Consider the following 17,973-nt stretch of genomic DNA (forward strand, 5'->3'; position numbering starts at 1 on the left):
GAAAATATTCCCCGCGTGATCCGGGGCCTCACCGAGGGGAGGGACGCAGTCCGGTGCCGTCTTCTGATCAGGGCAAACTGACACTGCCGACGATCGTCGATGCCGCGATCCGGGTGGCCGATCGTGACGGACTCGACGGGTTGTCGATGCGTCGGATCGCCGACGAGCTCGGGGTCGGTGCGATGTCGCTGTACCGCCACGTCGAGGACAAGGACGCCCTGCTGCAGCAGATGTCCGAGGAGATCGGACGCCGGTACCCGTATCCGATGGACGCCTCACCGTCGTGGCGGGAACGGGTGCGCCTGACCGTTGATATCGACTGGGGTCTCTACCAGGAGCATCCGTGGGTGGTGCTGGCGTATGCGTCGCCCCGGCACAGCTTCGGTGACGAGTCGCTGCGCTGTCTCGACTGGTTCGCGGCCGGCTTCCTGGAACTCGGGGTCGATCTCGTCGAGGCCACGGGCATGGCGCTCACCGTGTGGAGTCATGTGCACGGTGTGGCGCTCATCGAGGTCGGCGACGAACTGCTGCGATCCGACAAGCCGGCCGAGTGGCCCGACGGTCTGACCGACCTGATCCAGGGGCGGGACAAGGACGTCGCGCCGACGCTGTCACGTTTGGCGGATGCGCCGCGCGCCGAGCGGTTGCTCGACGCACGCGCACGCCTGGACGACGGAATCGACTATCTCTGTGCAGGATTCGAGGCGAGGGCCCGACTCTCGCCCTGAGTCACCGCCATGAGCAGGCAACCGGCGGAGACCAGGATCGCGGCGGCCAGCACCGTCACCGAGACTCCGTGAGCAAACGTTGCCGTGGACTGGTGCATGCCGGTGGTCGCGGCACCGAAGACCGCGATGAGGACGGCCAATCCCACGGTGCCGCCGAGCTGCTGTGACGTATTGACCAGACCGGATGCGGCGCCGGAGTCATCCGGGTGCACCCCGCGAAGGGCGGCGGTGGTGAGGCCGAGCACCGCGGCGCCGCAGCCTGCTCCGAGCATGATGAACGGTCCGAGCAGCCCGAGATAGGAGGTCTGGGCGTCGGCGACGCTCAGCCAGTAGAGGCCGGCCGCCACCACCGCGAACGCAACGACCAGGTGTGTCCGGATGCTGATGCGCGGCAACAGGACTCGGGCGGACAGTTGCGAGGAGGCGAGGGTGGCCGCAGTCATGGGCAGGTAGGCGAGTCCGGTCTCGAACGCGCCGAAGTTCAGGACCTCCTGCATGAACTGGGTGAGGAAGAACAGCACCCCGAGAAATCCCGCCACGATCACGAGTCGTCCGACGTGGGCGGAGCTGCGGGACGTGCTCGCGAACAGACGTAGCGGTGTAATCGGCTGCCGTGCACGGGATTCGACGACGACGAAAGCTGCCAGCAGGGCCGCGCCGACCACCAGGGCCACGATGGTGAGCGACGATGACCAGCCGCTCGTCGAAGCGTGGACGAGTCCGTACACGATCGAGCCGATGCCTGCCGTCGAATAGATCGCGCCCTGGAGGTCGAAGGCCCCCGACTGCCGGGCGGTGTGCGGTAGCGATACGAGGCCTGTGACGATCACGATCAGTCCGATGGGGACATTCACGAAGAACACCCAACGCCAGTCCAGCCATTGGACCAGTGCTCCGCCGAGCACCAGTCCCAACGAGAAGCCACCGATCGATACCGCGGTGAACAGGGCCAGCGCACGAGTGCGGCGTTGTCCGTCGGGGAAGGCCGTCATCAGCAGTGCGAGTGCGGCGGGTGCGGCGATCGCGCCACCGATGCCCTGCACGGTACGGGCCACCAGCAGCATCGATGTGTCGGTGGCGAACCCGCCGAAAGCCGATGCGAGGACGAACACGGTGAGTCCGCCCAGGAAGGTTTGCCGACGTCCGAGGATGTCGCCGAGGCGGGCACCCAGCAGCAGAAGACCGCCGAAGGTGAGGGTGTAGGCGTTGATCACCCAGGACAGACTGGCGGTCGAAAAGCCGAGGGACCGTTGAATATTCGGTAATGCGACGTTGACGATTGTGGCATCGACGACAACCATGAGCTGGCAGCCGAGGACGGTGGCCAGCGCCAGGGCGGCGGCCGTGGATCGGGTGCGTCGACGGTCCGGAGAGTTCGTGGACAACGGGAGGTCGGTGCGCTCGGTCGATGGCGAAAGAGACATGAAGAACTCTTTTCGGGTCGGGATCATCGAGGTGGGGGACGGGGTAGACTCGCCACTGAAACGGAAGCTTCCTCCGATTAATATACGGAGGGTTCCTCCGGTTAGCAACAGGTATGTTTCTGACCGTGGCGATGGCGCGTCCATCGCGGGTTCGCCGGGAAGGGAGAATCGGTGGTCACCGGATCGAGCACGACGGGCGACGAGGCGACGCGTCCGATCTCGAAGCGACCCACGCGAGCCGACGCGGCAAGGAATTACGACCGGCTCGTCGCGGTGGCCCGCGAGTTGTTCCATGCCGAGGGTGTCGACGTTGCCCTCGAGAAGGTGGCCGGTGCGGCCGGCGTCGGTATCGGCACGCTTTACCGTCATTTTCCGAACCGGACCGCGCTCCTCGAGGCGACCTTCCGTAGCTATACCGACGACATCGTCGCGGCGGCCTGGCGGCAATTGGACACCGGGTCGAGTCTGGCTGCGCTCGAAGGGGTCTTCGAGGCCTACATGTCGACCGCGGCCACCAAGAAAGGGATGAAAGAGGCCATCCTCGCGGCTGTCGGTGACGATGCCGCGGTCTTCCAGGAAAGTCGCGGTCAGGTGGCCGAGTTGATGGCCGCGATTCTGGAACGCGGCCGGGCCGAGGGGTCGCTCCGTGACGACATTGCGGCCGAAGACTTGCAGCGACTCGTCGGCGGACTGTCCATGACCTGCGGGTCCCTCGACACGCGGCAGTCGCGCGAACGGCTGATCGGCATCGTCATCGACGGATTGCGCCCATCCCACTGAAACCGATTGGTGCCGCGGCATGTGGCACATTCGGTCGGCGGGATGTTCGTTCGTTCCGGAGGTCGCGAGCGTCCGGCCGTTGGGGCAGCGTCAATCTGGCGCCAGGTCGACGGTTCGGAATACGAGATCGGTTCGAGCGCGCCGGCGGCCGGTGAGAATCTCCCGCAGTGCGAACTCGCTCCGGGAGCGTGGCGGCGACGCAGACGAGCCTCGACGCCGTATCACGAGTTCGTCGACGAGGTGGATGTGGTTGGTTCGTGGTTTGTCCGGTGGAACTTCCTTACCGGTGTTGCGGGTCCAGCCGTAGCGGCCGCGGTCGGGTCCGGTACGGATCTTGATGGTCGACAGTTGTCCCGATTTGGGGCCGACGAGTCGGTTGTGTGGCGGGCATGCCGGAGCCATAGCGTTGGCGTCGGTGGTGCCGCCGTCGGTCCAATCCTGTTCGGCGTGATGCATTTCGGTGTGCGAGAACGGCCGCGGACAACCGGGAACCGAACACCCGCCGTACTGGACGAAACTCATGAACCGTTGGGCTTGATTGGCGAGACGTTTGGCTCGACCCAGATACAACGGTTCATTGGTGTGGTCGGCGAACACCGCCAAATACATCTGGGCGTCGGCCGCCAGCTTGATCACATCACCGATGGGCAGATCAGCACCTGTCGTGGTGTGTCCGAGACCCGCCCGCTCCCGCAGTTCGGATTCGGTGATCTTGATGATCAGATGTGGCGGCAATCCCCGATGGCTCTTGCCGAGAACACCACCATCGAGAGCGCAGCGCAGTAGGGCTGTGAAGGCGTCGTGCTGGCGTTCGGCCTCGCTGCGTGAATCTCGTTGTGCGGCTTCCTTCAGCCGTTCCGGGTCGGCTTCGTCGACATGCCCGGCCGGCGACTGCTCGTCGTCGGGATTGTTCATGCCCGGTGCGGCCCAGGCGGCCATCACCACATCGAGCATGGCCCGGGTCTCGGGGTCGAGATACCCATAGATCTTCGACATCTGCTGAACATCGGGATCGAGCATCGACAACCGGCGCCGACGTTTCCGATCACGGTCATCACTCAAGGAGCCGTCCGGATCCAAGTGCGCGAGAATCCGCGCCCCGACCTGCCGGATGCTCTTGGGTGTCAACTCTCGTGCGTATTCAGCAAGCGTCGACTCGGCAGCTTCTCGGTCCTCGACCGACACCGCCGCCGGCAGCTTCTTCATCACATCGAGCACCGCCCCGACATGATCCGGGTTGATGGCACCTTCGGCCAAAGCGGTTGCGGTGTCCGGGCATTCGGGATCTTTCACCTCGCCCTGCAAGGTGTAGGTGGGCATCAACGCTCCCATCGCATCCATACGACGGCGAACATCGGTGATGCGCAGCCGCGTAACCATGAAGTCCTGGATCGAACGACAGCCCGCCGATCGGTGGGCGTCACGATCGGACACATCCATCACCCGTTGGTGCCCGAAGAATGCCAACCGCCGATACAACCGCTCATGCTGCTCAGCCAGCCCCACCAGCTCGGCCTCCGAACACAACTGCGACGACCCCGCAGCAATCTCGTCGAGCACTAATTCGAGTCGCGTGTACGAGTCCACCAACGATGACGATAGTTCAACCGATGCGGTCATATGGTTCACCCCCCGATGCCACGACCTGCGAATAACACAACTATATCGAACACGTGTTCGATACGCAAGGGGTTAATCGATGCCGATCCCGAGGTGCTGGGCGAAATGGCCCGCGAGGCTCAACGACTGGGTCGACGTGATCGTGCTGCCGCGCAGTCCGTCGAGGTGCCGTACGGTGCCGATGTCGAGATGCCGCAGGTCGACATCGTTCATCGTGGCGCGATGCACGTCCAGTGCGGTGACGGTGCAATTGTCGAAAGCCATTCGCGCCACGGAGCTTTCGGTGAGATCGGGGCACGGGGCATTCCTTCCTACATGGCGTGCGGATACACGGTGAGCATGTGGGCACCGAACCAGGCGCTGCCGACAACGATCGGGATCATCGCGGCGATCGCCACACCCGGCCGCAGGCGAGCGAGCACCATCGCGACCGGGATCAACAGGACGAAGGCGGGTAGAAGCAGTCTGGCGCGGCTCATCATCAGTCCGCTCGACAGCACGATCGACGCGACGACCAGCGCGCCGTACAGCAGAACCGGCCACGGCAGTCGTGACCAGGCGGCGACCGCGAGCATCGCGACGGTGCTGAGGATGATCCAGGCGGTGGCGACGGGTGCCACATCGCTCCCGTGCACCATGGCATCGTTCACGAAGGTGAATGTGGCCTGTCCCCAGTCGATTCCGGTGCCCCAGCCCTCGGTCTGGATTCGGAACCAGCCGGTCGGCGAGCCGGTGTGGGCCCACACCACGGCGAGATACCCGAGATAGCCCAGTGGGCTCAGTACGACGGCTGCCCAGGCGCGCCACCCGTCGCGCCGGGCGAGGAGGGCCGCCAGCATCACGACGCCGATGATCACGACTGCGGTGGGCCGACTCGCTCCGGCGAGCAGCGTGCAGACGCCGGCCAGTAACCATTTGTGTTCGAGGACGCCCACGAGGGCCCAGGTGGCGAGCGCGCAGAACAACGCCTCGGTGTACGCCATGTTCAGTACCACTGACATGGGTGTGGCCGCGAACAGGGCGACCAGGAACAGGCCGGTACGTTTCGGATCCGCCGAACCGATCGGGGATCTGTCGGCCATCGCCTCGGCGCAGCGCATCCCGAGCCGGTACGCACCGACGGCCGCGACGATCCCGAGCGCCAGATTGACCAGCAGGGCCGCACCGTACGGAGTGATCAGCGGGAGCTTTGCGACCGCGCCGACGAGCATCGGGTAGCCGGGGAAGAATGCGTAGGCGGTGTCGGCGGTATGCAGCCCCCGTGCGTCGGTCTGGGTGTAGGGCACGTTCCCGTAGCCGTACTGCGCGATGGCGACCATCCACTTGCCGTCCCACAACCACAGCGCATCGCCGAGCGATGAATTGCGGAGCTGGGCGAAACGCGCGAGGACGAGAATGCCGATGCCGCGAACCAGCAGGAACACCAGGACCGGTTCGATCCACCCCTGACCGAAGGGACGGCGTCGCACGGCGACGGGAGCGGGGTCGGGGGATGACACACCCCCCGAATGGGTTATCCCGACGTCGGTTCCGGTGGCCACCCAGCGATGGTAGGTGGTCGTCGGCGAGCGCGTGTGTGTGCGACCGCACGCGCGGCTCGGGACTGCGATTCGCCGGCGACGGAGGAGCGATCGACTGGGTGGTGACGATGAGACCGACGACGGACCTGTCCGTCATCCGTCGATGGCACGGTCCCCGATGGCGGCCGAAGGCCACTGTGGCCCAGATCTCGCCGACTCGACCGCGACGGTGTTCACCTGCCGCTGCCGCACCGCTTCCGGGGCGCCCGAGCCCGTGACCTGGACCGCGGATGCGGGGAAAAAGCGACCCGCCGGTAAGGTGTAGCCAGCAAGGATGCCCTGACCTTGGCGCGCACATCACCAGAAGCGGGCTGTCGGGGCGCTTCATGCGGTAACCCCGGAAGGCGGATCGACGTGGCACTCGTGGTGCAAAAATACGGTGGATCCTCGGTCGCGACGGCCGAGCGGATCCGTCGTGTGGCCGAGCGCATTGTCGAGACCAAAAAGCAGGGCAACGACGTCGTCGTGGTCGTCTCGGCGATGGGCGACACCACCGACGAACTCCTCGACCTGGCCGAGCAGGTGAATCCGTCGCCGCCGGCACGCGAGATGGACATGCTGCTGACCTCGGGTGAGCGCATCTCCAACGCGCTCGTCGCAATGGCGATCAGCTCGCTCGGCGCACACGCGCAGTCGTTCACCGGCTCGCAGGCCGGTGTCATCACCACCAGCAGTCACGGCAAGGCGAAGATCATCGACGTCACGCCTGGTCGCGTCCGCAGTGCGCTCGATGACGGCAAGATCGTGCTGGTCGCCGGATTCCAGGGCGTCTCGCAGGACACCAAGGACATCACGACACTCGGCCGTGGAGGCTCGGACACGACGGCCGTCGCTCTGGCCGCGGCTCTCGAGGCCGACGTGTGCGAGATCTATACCGACGTCGACGGCGTGTACACCGCCGATCCGCGCATCGTGTCCGACGCCCGCAAACTCGACACCGTCTCCTTCGAGGAGATGCTCGAGATGGCGGCCTGCGGCGCCAAGGTGCTGATGCTGCGCTGTGTGGAATACGCGCGTCGTTACAACGTTCCCGTTCATGTGCGCTCGTCGTACTCGACCAAATCCGGCACCCTGGTGACCGGCTCGATGGAGGACATCCCCGTGGAAGAAGCCATTCTCACCGGCGTCGCACACGATCGCAGCGAAGCGAAGATCACGGTCGTTGGCCTGCCCGACGAGCCCGGGTACGCGGCCAAGGTGTTCCGGGCCGTCGCCGACGCCGAGATCAACATCGACATGGTGCTGCAGAACATCTCGAAGGTGGAGACCGGGAAGACCGACATCACCTTCACGCTCCCGCGCGAACTCGGCCCGGTCGGCGTCGCGAAGCTGACCAAGCTCAAGGAAGAGATCGGCTTCACCGATCTGCTCTACGACGATCACATCGGCAAGGTCTCGTTGGTCGGCGCGGGTATGAAGTCGCATCCCGGCGTGACCGCGAAGTTCTGTGAGTCGCTGAGCGAGGCCGGTATCAACATCGAACTCATCTCGACATCCGAGATCCGTATCTCCGTGCTCTGCCGCGACACCGAGCTCGACGATGCGGTGCGCGCACTGCATGAGGCATTCGATCTCGGCGGCGACGAGGAAGCCGTCGTGTACGCCGGAACGGGGCGATAGTCATGGTGCGTATCGGAGTCGTCGGAGCCACCGGCCAGGTCGGTGGCGTCATGCGAACCCTGTTGGCGGAGCGTAAGTTCCCGGCCGACGAGGTGCGCTTCTTCGCATCCGCGCGGTCGGCAGGCAAGAAGCTCCCGTGGGGCGACGGCGAGATCGTCGTCGAGGACGCGTCCACCGCGGACCCGAGTGGCCTGGACATCGCACTGTTCTCGGCCGGTGCCACCATGTCCCGCGAACAGGCCCCGCGCTTCGCCGCTGCCGGTGTCACGGTGATCGACAACTCGTCGGCGTGGCGCAAGGATCCCGATGTGCCGCTGGTGGTCTCGGAGGTCAACGGCGAACTGGCGAAGACCCCGCCGAAGGGGATCGTCGCCAACCCGAACTGCACCACGATGGCCGCGATGCCGGTGCTCAAGCCGCTGCACGATGCGGCCGGGCTGCGGCGTCTCATCGTGTCGAGCTATCAGGCGGTGTCGGGCAGCGGGCTGGCCGGCGTCGACGAACTCGCCTCGCAGGTGCGTGCCGGTATCGACGATGCCGAGAAGCTGGTGTACGACGGATCGTCGGTGAACTTCCCGGATCCGGTGAAATATGTTGCGCCCATTGCCTTCAACGTGCTGCCGATGGCGGGTTCGCTGGTCGACGACGGTTCCGGTGAGACCGACGAGGACCAGAAACTGCGCAACGAGTCGCGCAAGATCCTCGGGCTGCCCGAACTGCTGGTGAGCGGCACCTGTGTGCGGGTGCCGGTGTTCACCGGGCACTCGCTGTCCATCAACGCCGAGTTCGACAAGCCGCTGTCGGTCGCGCAGGCGCAGGACATCCTGTCCGCCGCAGCCGGTGTCGAGCTCTCCGATGTGCCGACACCACTGGAGGCGGCGGGTAAGGACGTGTCGCTCGTCGGCCGCATCCGGCAGGATCCGGGTGTGCCCGAAGGGCGCGGTCTGGCGCTCTTCATCTCCGGCGACAACCTGCGGAAGGGCGCCGCTCTCAACACGATTCAGATCGCCGAACTGCTCGTCTGAATCCCATGTCCGACAGGGTCACGCCCATCACGACGCCCATCGTCGTGATGGGCGTTTCCGGTTCCGGGAAGACGGCGGTCGGCCGGGCGCTGGCGACCCGCCTCGGCGTTCCGTTTCTCGACGCCGACGATCTTCATCCGGCGGCGAATATCGCGAAGATGGCCGCCGGACATCCCCTCGACGACAGCGACCGGTGGCCGTGGCTCGACGAAGTCGGTCGATGGCTTGCCGACCACGACGACGGAGGAGTGGCGGCCTGTTCGGCGCTCTCCCGCGCGCATCGTGACCGGCTCCGTGCGCATGCGCCGACGATCTGGTTCGTATATCTGAGTGGTCCGCGGCGCATCATCGAGGCGCGGTTGGCGGACCGACGGGGGCACTTCATGCCGGCCGCGCTGCTGGACTCCCAGATCGCCGCTCTCGAACCGCCCGCCGCGGACGAGGCGGGCATCGTCCTGGACGTCCAGCGGCCCGTCGACGAACTGGTGGAAGCGATCGTGACCAGTCGTTATAGGGGCTCGTCGAGCAGTTGATCAGTCAGTTGACTGCACAATCATGGCCCGGGTCACCCGACCAGGTTACTGTGCGGTAGCTTACCCATCCATGAAACATATGTCGGGGAACATCCCAATGGAGTCGTCGAGTCGGGGCCGCCTGGTGCGCCGTGTCGCGGCACTGTGCACGAGTGCCGCGATCGTGGGCGCGGGCCTCTCCGCGGTGACGGCCACGGCATCGGCCGGCGATTTCTACACGCCGCCCGCGCGGTTCGCCGCCGAACCCGGTTCGATCATCCGCTCGCAGGCGAGCCCGTTGGTGCTCCAGATTCCGGGCGTGCCGAATCAGTGGCCGGGCACGGCCAAGCGGGTCATGTACACCTCGTCGTATCAGGACGGGAAACCCGCCGCGACCACCGGCACCGCCATCGAGCCGACGATGCCGTGGCGTGGCCGCGGTCCGCGGCCGACCGTGGTCGTCGGACCCGGCACCATCGGCCAGGCCGATCAATGCGCTCCGTCGAAGATGTTCGCGATGCCGATGTCGGTCGACGTCACCAAGCCGAGTATCGGCGTGAACTACACCGCGCCGGAGATGTACTACCTGTTGATGAACGGCGTGCGGGTCTTCGTGGCCGACTACATCGGCATGGGCACCCCGGGTGTGCACACCTACGTGAATCGGCGCGAGACGGGACAGGCGATGCTCGACGGCGCGCGAGCTGCACTGAAAGTGGCCGGGGCACCGACGGATTCGCCGGTCGGATTCGCGGGTTACTCGCAGGGTGGTGGCGCGGCGGCGTCGGCGGCCGAACTCGCGGGCACCTATGCGCCGGAACTGAAGGTCAAGGCCACCTATGCCGGTGCCCCGCCCGCCGACCTGTCGCGGGTCATCGGCGCCATCGACGGCACGACCATCGCGGGCGCCATCGGGTTTGCGATCAACGGCCTCACCGCGCGCTATCCGGTGGTGGACGAGGTCGTGCGGAAGGAGACGAACGCGGCGGGCAAGGCCGCGCTGGCGACGGTGTCGCAGCAGTGCATCGGAGACATCATCCTGCACTTCGCATTCCAGCAGACGAAGAACTGGACGCGCACCGGAGAGACGCTGGGCTCGGTCATCAACCGCTATCCGGAGCTCCAGAAAGTCGTTGCCGAACAACGGATCGGATCGTTGAAGCCCAATGCGCCGGTCTTCGTCGAGGGTGGTCTCAACGACGACGTGATCCCGTACGGTCAGGTCGCGACGATGGTGCGGGACTGGCGGGCGCAGGGCGCCGACGTCCGGTTCGTCACGGATCCGACGCCGCCGATCCTGACCAAGTCGATCGCCAATCACGTGATCCCGATGCTGCCCACGCTGGCCCCCGGTCTGGACTTCCTGCTCGCGAACTTCAATCGCTGACCCGGCGCACTGTGCGCGCGCAACCGGGTGTGGTTGGCTGTCAGCGTGCTGAATGTCTGTCGGGGACGTGGAATCGCTCTGGTCGCGATCTGTGTGGCGTTGCTATTGACGGTGCTGCCGTCGTCAATCATCGGTGATGCGTCGGCACAGCCGGCCGCGCCCGCTCCCGGGCCGTCGACCGGAGTGGGACCGACCGGCACCTCGCTGATGCACGGCGATCTGTGGTCGAGCGATTCGACGCCTTTCCCGGGGCCCGGCCCGGGTGCGCGGTTGCGGGCCTCGTCGGTTCCGGGCGGAGCCTGTGCGGCCACGTTCGTCGGCCGCGACGGCCTGCCGATCTCGTTGTGCACGCAGTACGTCGCCACCGTGCCGCCGGCCTTCGCGGCGCCGGTGGTCACGCTCTTCGACCCGCGGACGGCCGCGCCGCTCGCCCGTCTGCAACTCGCCAAGGGTGGTCTGCTAGGCGGTGTCTACGGGTACCTCGACGACCGTGACCGGGTCGTCGTCGCCGATGGTTCCGGGTCGATTCTGCGTGTGGCACACCGTCGTTCGGGAGGTGCCTGGCAGATCTATACCGACGACCGTATCGACGTGTCCCGGCATGTGCCTTCCGGTGATGCCATCACCGGCCTCGCACCGGACTTCGACGGCCGGATCTGGTTCGCGACCACCCGCGGGGTCATCGGCACCGTCGACGCGGCGAAGCGCATCCGGTCGGCCCGGTTGCCGCGCGGCGAGGAACTCGGCAACGGATTGTCGGTGCGGCGCACCGGGACGTCGGTGCTGACGACACACGCGCTCTACGAGATGCGGGCCGGCGCCGACGGTGTGCCGCGCGTGGTGTGGCGCCGTGCCTACGATCGTGGTCCGGCCCGCCATCCCGGCCAGCTCACGTGGGGATCGGGCACCACCCCAACCTATTTCGGCCCGGGCGGTGATGGCTGGGTGGCGATCGTGGACAACGCGGACCGTCCGGATCTGCTGGTCTTCGAGAGCGGGACCGGGCGTTCGGTGTGCCGGATGCCTGCCTTCCGGACGTCCGGTCAGGGCACCGAGAACTCGCCGATGGCCCGGGGCAACTCGCTGGTCATTCCCAGCACCTATGGCTACCAGTACCCGCCGATGGCGGTCACGGGTCCGAGTGTGCCTGCCGCCGCGCCCTTCGTGGGCGGGTCGACCCGCATCGACGTCACAGCGCAGGGTTGTCGGCGGGTGTGGGAGAACAACGACCGGATCGCCACACTCCCCAGACTGTCGCGGTCCGACGGGCTCATCCACGCACTCGGCTACGGCGCCTATCGGCCCGGGATTCAGCAACTCGGCCCGATCTATTACGTGGCAACGGATTTCGCGACCGGCAAACGAGTCACGACGCTACCGGTCGGGCAGGGACCGGTGGACGAGCCAATGGAACTGACCGGCACCATCACCGCCGACGGCACCCTCTGGCAGGCCACCCTCGGCCGCATGCTGAAGATCGGCCGCTGACCGGGCCGCTACTCGACCGGCGTCAGTAGTGGCAGAATCGGGCCATGTCGGAAGCCGAGGATCCGGATCGCGTGCCCACCCAGGCCGAGCTCGATGCCGAGGATCTGCTGGCCATGGAGAGGTCGTCCCGCGATCGGGACATGGCCAATCTGTATCCACCGCGTCCGCCGGAGCCGGGCCCGGTTCCTGCTGCCCTGGCACTGCACGCACGGGTCGCGTTCTGGGGTGCCGCGGCGTGCGGACTCGTATCGGTGATCTACGGATTCCTCAACCTCGGCACCATCAAGGACCTGCTCCGCGTGCGGCTTCTCGAGGGTGTGGCAAGCAATCCGCGGACAGCCGATCCGGAGGGGCAGGTGGATTCGCTCGCCAACTTCTATCCGGTGCTCATGCTGGTGATGATCGTGGTGTTCCTGGCGATCGAATACGCGTTGCTGGTCGCCACCGTCACCCACCACAGCCGCAACTGCCGGAACTTCTTCCTGTCGGCGGTCGTGATCAATCTGCTGTGCATCCCGATCGGCATCGACCTGCTGTTCCGGTATCCGGAGATCTGGGGAGCCATGCCGATCATCGGGTGGTTGCAGTTCGCGCTGCTGATCCTCGCCGGCCTGTTCACCCTGCAGCGCTCGGTGAATCAGTGGCTGCCGGAATCCACCCGGATGCGCCCCTCCCGGATGTTCCGCGCGCGCTGACCGTCAGGTGAACGCCGCGGCACCGGCCGGGACAACCACGTAACGTCGCGGGTGACCGACTGTTTGAGACTCCACTCGTGAAGGGAAACCCATGTCGACCATCGATCCCGTGTACACCATTGCCTCCACCGCCAACGGCGGCGGACGAGACGGACAGGTCGTCTCGGAGTCCGGCCAGATCGACCTCGACCTGCGCCTGCCGAAGGCCATGGGCGGCAACGGTGAGGGCAGCAACCCGGAGGAACTGTTCTCGGCGGGCTACGCGGCCTGCTACCTCGGTGCGTTGCGCGCCACGTCGAAGCAGGCCGGAACGCCCGTCCCGGAGGGCACGACCGTGACCGTCACCATCGGCATCGGCAAGGACCCGGCCGATGGCGGCTTCGGGCTGACGGCGAACATCGAGTCCTACATTCCCGGCGTCGACGAGGCCACGGCGAAGGAACTCGCCGAAGCCGCACACGCCTTCTGCCCGTACTCGAAGGCCACGCGCGGCAACATCGACCACACCATCAGCGTCCGCGTCTGAGGGTTACGCCGCAGGTGTGACCTGCCGCACTTCTCGGTCCCGGCCGCATGTAGCGTGTGGGCGTGGAGAACTGGAATTGGGCTCTGACGTTGGGGCTGGGCTTGATCGCAGCGGCAATCGCCGTCGTCGCATTCGTGCGCTATCGCGACCGGGAGAGTGACACGCTCCGACGGGACGTGGCGCTGGCACGCGAACTCCGGGACATCGCAGGCGACGACGCGGTCCGTCTGGCCGCCGTCGACGAATTCGAACTCGCCATCTATCAACGCCTGTTCTATGCGTCCACCGTCGGCCCCCGGATCCGCAGCGCCGCATGGGCGTTGATCGGGGCCGCGTTGTCGGTCGTCGCGGTGCTGGCGACCGACGGCGTCGGCGGTACCACGTGGACCGTGGTCCACGTCGCCGCGATCGTGCTGGCCGTGGTGTTCGGTCTCGCGACCGTGGTCTTCGCGGGGCTGGCGATCTACCACACGGCGACGACCCCGCGCGTGTCCTTCCGGGACTCCTACGCCGACTGAGCCACGAGACTCAGCGCGCGAAACGACGGCGATAGATCATCGGTGCCACGCCGACCGTCGAGTTGAAATGGTGCCGCAGGAGCGTGGCCGAGCCGAAGCCGGCGCGGGCCGCGACGTCGTCGATGGTCAGATCGGTGGACTCGAGCAGTCGTCGTGCATGCAGCACCCGCTGTTCGGTCAGCCATTTGTGCGGTGACACGCCCACCTCGTCGACGAACCGCCGGGCAAAGGTGCGGGTGGACATGTGCACGCGCTCGGCCAGGACGTCGACCGTGATGTCGTCGGAGAGATGGTCGATCATCCATTCCAGTACGTGCGCAAATGAATCGTCGGAGCATTCCGGCACCGGCGCCTCGACGTACTGACGCTGACCGCCGTCGCGATGCGGCGAGACCACCATGCGGCGCGCGATCCGGTTCGCCACCTCGGGACCGTGTTCGGTCCGGACGAGATGGAGAGCCGCATCGATGCCTGCCGCGGTCCCGGCGCTGGTCGTGATCGGCCCGTCGTCGACGAACAGTACGTCGGTATCGACGATCGCCTTCGGGTACATGCGTGCGAGCTTCGCCCCGTACCGCCAATGCGTGGTGCAACGTCGGCCGTCCAGCAATCCGGCGGCGCCTGCCGCGAATGCGCCACTGCAGACCGTGAGCACCCGTCCGCCGTTCGCGACGACGGCCTGCAGCGTCTCGATCACCTGGGGCGGGATGTTGCCGCTCGTGGTGCCGGCCGGTATCGCGACCAGGTCGGCATCCAGACAGTCGGCGAAGGAATTCGGTGGGGTGATCGTGATGCCGTTCCCCGCGTCGAGAGGCACCCCGGGTTCGATGCCGCCGACGATGAAATCGAACGCGGGCACACCGTCGTCGGTGCGATCGAGTCCGAACACTTCGTTGACCACCCCGAACTCGAAGAGGGCGACGTGGTCGTACAGCAGGGCGGCGACGGTCTTCAACACCCCATCAGTTTGGCAGATTATTTGCCCATGTCGACATTAATGCCACTGGTGGCGGAATCTTGATGCAAGAACAATTTCTGTCATGACTGCATCGATCATCACCCTCCTCGTCCTCATCCTGTTGCCGACGACCGTGTTCGTCTACCGGTCCGCACGCGACACCGAACACCTCAACCGGACACCGTTCGGATTCGGTGCCGACTCGCAACGCATCCACGACGAACTGATCCTGCTGGGGCGATACCGTCGCGACTGCTCGTGAGGCGTTACGCCTTCTTGGTTCGTGATATCCGACGCCGCATCGGCTCTGACGACGCTGCCGAGTTGGAGAATGCACCCGGCGCCGCTGACCACCGCGGGATTCCGCCGCAGGGTCACCTCGACGGCCGTCGAATCCGTGGGAGGATGGCGGGGTGGCGACAATCGATGACGATGAGATCCGTGCCCGCGTGCGTGAGCTGATGCCCCGTGCCCGTGAGGATCTCGCGGAGATGGTCGGTTTCGCATCGGTGTACGAGCCGAAGGGGCCGGTGCCCGAGGACTGTGACCGGATGGTGCAGTGGCTGGTGACCGCCCTGGCCGACCTGGGATTGAGTGACGTCGAAGCACATGTGACTGCGGACGGCAGTTCCACTGTCACCGGCATCCGGCCGGGGCCGGAGAATGCGCCGACGGTCCTCATCTACTTCCATCACGACGTGCAGCCGCCTCTGGACGACGCCGCATGGGAGTCGCCCGCGTGGTCGCTGACCGAACGTGACGGACGCTGGTACGGCCGTGGCGCGGCCGACTGCAAGGGCAACATCGCCATGGCGCTCACGGCATTACGCGCACTGGGTGACGATATTCCGGTGACCGTGAAGGTCGTCGGTGAGGGCTCGGAGGAGCAGGGAACCGGCGGACTGGAGAAGTTCGTCCCCGAGAATCCCGAATTGATGCGCGCCGATGCCATCCTGATCTGCGATTCCGGCAATGCCGGTGTCGGCCGGCCCAGCTTGACGACCAGTCTGCGCGGTACAGCCAATGTCGTGGTTGACGTCGAAACCCTGGAATCGGCAATGCATTCCGGCATGTTCGGCGGTGCGGCACCGGATGCACTCGCAGCACTCATCGCGATGCTGGCATCGTTGCGCGACGCCGAGGGCAACACAACGATCGACGGGCTCGACAACACCGCGACGTGGCCGGGTGCGGACTATCCCGCCGACGACTTCCGCTCGGATGCCATCGTCCTCGACGGCGTCGATCTCGTTGGCTCGGGCCGTGTTTCGGATATGGTCTGGGCACGCCCGGCGGTGACCGTGCTCGGGATCGACTGTCCGTCGGTGGCCGGGTCGTCGGCCGCCGTGCAGGCGAGGGCCCGGGCCCGCATCAATCTGCGGGTGCCGCCGGGCATGGATTCCGTTGCCGCACAGGATGCATTGATCGCGCATCTGAAGGCCGCGACGCCCTGGCACGCCCGGGTCACCATCGAACGGGAAGCCGACGGCGCAGCGTTCAGCGGTGCCACCTCGGGTCCCGGTTTCGACACGATGGTCGATGCGCTGCGCGCCGCTTACGGGGTCGATGAGGTGCTGCAGATGGGACAGGGCGGATCGATTCCGCTGTGCAATGTCTTCGCGGACACCTTCCCCGACGCGGAGATCATGTTGCTCGGCGTCGAGGAGCCCGCCTGCCTGATCCACGCACCCAATGAGAGTGTGGATCCGTCGGAGATCGAACGGCTCGCGGTCGCCCAGGCGATTTTCCTGCGCGACTACGCCCGCCGGTTCACCCGTCGCTGAAACGCTGTACCAGTAGATCTTTCAGGCGCGGACGGCTCGCGGCGACCAAGGTGAAGGTCGCCTCCCTGGCCAGTCGTTCGGGATGGCTGCCGCGCAGGAGTGCCCGGCCGCCGTCGGCGGAAATGAGTGCCGACGTCGCCTCCACGGCCAGCCGCGCCGCGTCGGCACGCGCGTCGAGCAGTGCATCCGTATCGTCGATGGACTCGTTCATCCGGGTGCGGACCTCGGCGGAACGCTCCCGCAGAGCCCGTGCGGCCGTGGTGGATCCCGCGGCGTCGAGCAGTGCGGTACTCCGTCGCACCAGTCCGAACGGCAGCGTGCCGTTGATGCGGACACCGACGTTCTCATTCGCGAAGAACTGCTCATAGCTGACGCGATTGACAACCTGCTCGTCGGCGATGAACAGGTCGTCGACGGCGAGAGCCACCGTTCGGGTGGCTTCGGCCACGCTCAGCGGAAGCGGACGCGCGGTGATGGCTGCCGGTGGGGGACGCAGCGCGACGATCGCCGCGATCACGTCGTTCGTCTCGGTGTCGCGGGCTGAGATCTGCAGGAAGTCGATCAGACCCCAGCCGCTCACGAACGGCGCGTACCCGTTGAAGACCCAGCCGCCGTCGACGCGCGACGCCCGCATGCGCGGGGTCGGCGGCACCACACCCGCGTATGCCACACCGGCTCGTATCCGGCCCTGCGTGGCGTCCGCGAACAGTTCGTCCCGCAGGGAGGTATTCGAGGTGTTCGCGAGCGAGATGACCACGCCGTGGTGTTGCAACGCGACGAAGGCCGTCGCCAGATCGCCGCTGGCCAGCACCTCCTGGACCTCGAGGATCTGATCGAAGGCCAACCCCGGACCGCCGGCCGCCTCGGGTGCGGCGATGCCGTACAGGCCGGCATCGGCCAGCTCGGCCCAATGGCTGTTCGGGATGGCGCCGGTCCGGTCCACCTCGGCGGCCCCGGGCCACAGGACCTCGTCGGCGATTCGGTAAGCGTCGGCGACCAGCTGGGTGCGCCGGATCTCGGGATCGGTCACGATTCCCAACGTACCGATCGGTGCGGATACACGTCGATTGACCAGCCGATTTAACCCGGCACCGGTCGTGGGGGTAAGCTATCGCAGGCTACACACGGGGTGTGGCGCAGCTTGGTAGCGCGCTTCGTTCGGGACGAAGAGGTCGTGGGTTCGAATCCCGCCACCCCGACGCAAGGTTGAGATTGCAGAAGAGGCCCTGACCGCGAGGTCGGGGCCTCCTCGTTTGTCTGGGGCCGATCAGCCATTGTCCCCACAAAAACTTCACGCCACAGCATGCCCGACTGGATAATCCGGTTGG

General features: G+C 66.3%; 18 protein-coding genes and 1 tRNA gene. 13 read left to right on the forward strand and 6 right to left on the reverse strand.

Annotated features, from left to right (window positions below; translation table 11 throughout):
- Positions 1 to 53 precede the first annotated feature (53 nt).
- Positions 54 to 728 carry a TetR/AcrR family transcriptional regulator gene (locus tag AC4JJG_RS14625; protein WP_495398172.1) on the forward strand — a complete coding sequence of 225 codons (675 nt, stop codon included), beginning with the start codon at positions 54 to 56 and terminating at the stop codon, positions 726 to 728.
- On the opposite strand, the gene AC4JJG_RS14630 is transcribed toward AC4JJG_RS14625, so the two are convergent.
- On the reverse strand, positions 683 to 2,152 hold the full coding sequence (locus tag AC4JJG_RS14630) for a DHA2 family efflux MFS transporter permease subunit (RefSeq protein ID WP_495398171.1): 1,470 nt from the start codon (positions 2,150 to 2,152) through the stop codon (positions 683 to 685). The genes AC4JJG_RS14625 and AC4JJG_RS14630 overlap by 46 nt on opposite strands.
- Positions 2,153 to 2,323: 171 nt before the next feature.
- Here AC4JJG_RS14630 and AC4JJG_RS14635 point away from each other — a divergent pair, with 171 nt between their 5' ends.
- Positions 2,324 to 2,932, forward strand: a complete 609-nt coding sequence (locus AC4JJG_RS14635) for a TetR/AcrR family transcriptional regulator (protein ID WP_495398170.1) — start codon at positions 2,324 to 2,326, stop codon at positions 2,930 to 2,932.
- 90 nt (positions 2,933 to 3,022) lie between these two features.
- Here AC4JJG_RS14635 and AC4JJG_RS14640 read toward each other — a convergent pair whose 3' ends face one another.
- The 3 genes from AC4JJG_RS14640 to AC4JJG_RS14650 all read right to left on the reverse strand — a co-directional run bounded on the left by AC4JJG_RS14640 (position 3,023) and on the right by AC4JJG_RS14650 (position 6,093).
- Complete coding sequence (locus AC4JJG_RS14640) at positions 3,023 to 4,552, reverse strand: HNH endonuclease signature motif containing protein (protein WP_495398169.1); 1,530 nt, start codon at positions 4,550 to 4,552, stop codon at positions 3,023 to 3,025.
- Between the two features lie 72 nt (positions 4,553 to 4,624).
- Positions 4,625 to 4,816, reverse strand: coding sequence for a hypothetical protein (locus AC4JJG_RS14645; RefSeq protein ID WP_495398168.1), 192 nt, complete (start codon positions 4,814 to 4,816; stop codon positions 4,625 to 4,627).
- A gap of 47 nt (positions 4,817 to 4,863) precedes the next feature.
- Entirely contained in the window at positions 4,864 to 6,093 is a 1,230-nt protein-coding gene (locus AC4JJG_RS14650) for a glycosyltransferase 87 family protein (RefSeq protein WP_495398167.1), read from the reverse strand.
- 393 nt (positions 6,094 to 6,486) lie between these two features.
- Between AC4JJG_RS14650 and AC4JJG_RS14655 the strand changes: the two genes are divergently transcribed.
- The 8 genes from AC4JJG_RS14655 (at position 6,487) to AC4JJG_RS14690 (ending at position 13,903) form a co-directional block, all read left to right on the forward strand.
- Positions 6,487 to 7,752, forward strand: coding sequence for an aspartate kinase (locus AC4JJG_RS14655; RefSeq protein ID WP_495398166.1), 1,266 nt, complete (start codon positions 6,487 to 6,489; stop codon positions 7,750 to 7,752).
- Positions 7,753 to 7,754: 2 nt separating this feature from the next.
- Positions 7,755 to 8,777, forward strand: a complete 1,023-nt coding sequence (locus tag AC4JJG_RS14660; protein ID WP_495398165.1) for an aspartate-semialdehyde dehydrogenase — start codon at positions 7,755 to 7,757, stop codon at positions 8,775 to 8,777.
- Positions 8,778 to 8,782: 5 nt separating this feature from the next.
- Positions 8,783 to 9,310 (forward strand): gluconokinase, encoded by a 528-nt coding sequence (locus AC4JJG_RS14665; RefSeq protein ID WP_495398164.1) that lies wholly within the window; start codon positions 8,783 to 8,785, stop codon positions 9,308 to 9,310.
- A 70-nt stretch (positions 9,311 to 9,380) separates the two neighbouring features.
- A complete protein-coding gene (locus tag AC4JJG_RS14670; RefSeq protein ID WP_495398163.1) occupies positions 9,381 to 10,676 on the forward strand; it encodes a lipase family protein in 1,296 nt (431 codons plus the stop codon).
- 93 nt (positions 10,677 to 10,769) lie between these two features.
- Positions 10,770 to 12,164 (forward strand): hypothetical protein, encoded by a 1,395-nt coding sequence (locus AC4JJG_RS14675; RefSeq protein ID WP_495399564.1) that lies wholly within the window; start codon positions 10,770 to 10,772, stop codon positions 12,162 to 12,164.
- Between the two features lie 44 nt (positions 12,165 to 12,208).
- Positions 12,209 to 12,859: a hypothetical protein gene (locus tag AC4JJG_RS14680; RefSeq protein ID WP_495398162.1), complete on the forward strand. Its 651-nt coding sequence runs from the start codon at positions 12,209 to 12,211 to the stop codon at positions 12,857 to 12,859.
- A 91-nt stretch (positions 12,860 to 12,950) separates the two neighbouring features.
- Positions 12,951 to 13,385: an organic hydroperoxide resistance protein gene (locus AC4JJG_RS14685; RefSeq protein ID WP_495398161.1), complete on the forward strand. Its 435-nt coding sequence runs from the start codon at positions 12,951 to 12,953 to the stop codon at positions 13,383 to 13,385.
- Between the two features lie 62 nt (positions 13,386 to 13,447).
- On the forward strand, positions 13,448 to 13,903 hold the full coding sequence (locus AC4JJG_RS14690) for a hypothetical protein (RefSeq protein WP_495398160.1): 456 nt from the start codon (positions 13,448 to 13,450) through the stop codon (positions 13,901 to 13,903).
- A 10-nt stretch (positions 13,904 to 13,913) separates the two neighbouring features.
- Here the strand turns inward: AC4JJG_RS14690 and AC4JJG_RS14695 are convergent, their stop codons facing one another.
- Positions 13,914 to 14,861 carry a helix-turn-helix domain-containing protein gene (locus AC4JJG_RS14695; RefSeq protein ID WP_495398159.1) on the reverse strand — a complete coding sequence of 316 codons (948 nt, stop codon included), beginning with the start codon at positions 14,859 to 14,861 and terminating at the stop codon, positions 13,914 to 13,916.
- 82 nt (positions 14,862 to 14,943) lie between these two features.
- On the opposite strand from AC4JJG_RS14695, the gene AC4JJG_RS14700 reads away from it, so the two are divergent.
- Both AC4JJG_RS14700 and AC4JJG_RS14705 read left to right on the forward strand, forming a co-directional pair.
- On the forward strand, positions 14,944 to 15,123 hold the full coding sequence (locus AC4JJG_RS14700) for a hypothetical protein (protein WP_495398158.1): 180 nt from the start codon (positions 14,944 to 14,946) through the stop codon (positions 15,121 to 15,123).
- Positions 15,124 to 15,283: 160 nt separating this feature from the next.
- Entirely contained in the window at positions 15,284 to 16,645 is a 1,362-nt protein-coding gene (locus AC4JJG_RS14705) for a dipeptidase (protein ID WP_495399563.1), read from the forward strand.
- Here AC4JJG_RS14705 and AC4JJG_RS14710 read toward each other — a convergent pair.
- Positions 16,632 to 17,678, reverse strand: coding sequence for an acyl-CoA dehydrogenase family protein (locus AC4JJG_RS14710; protein WP_495399562.1), 1,047 nt, complete (start codon positions 17,676 to 17,678; stop codon positions 16,632 to 16,634). The genes AC4JJG_RS14705 and AC4JJG_RS14710 overlap by 14 nt on opposite strands.
- A 92-nt stretch (positions 17,679 to 17,770) precedes the next feature.
- Between AC4JJG_RS14710 and AC4JJG_RS14715 the strand changes: the two genes are divergently transcribed.
- Positions 17,771 to 17,844: transfer RNA gene (locus tag AC4JJG_RS14715), tRNA-Pro, on the forward strand.
- Positions 17,845 to 17,973 lie beyond the last annotated feature (129 nt).

This window comes from Gordonia sp. B8661-1 (assembly GCF_059427765.1).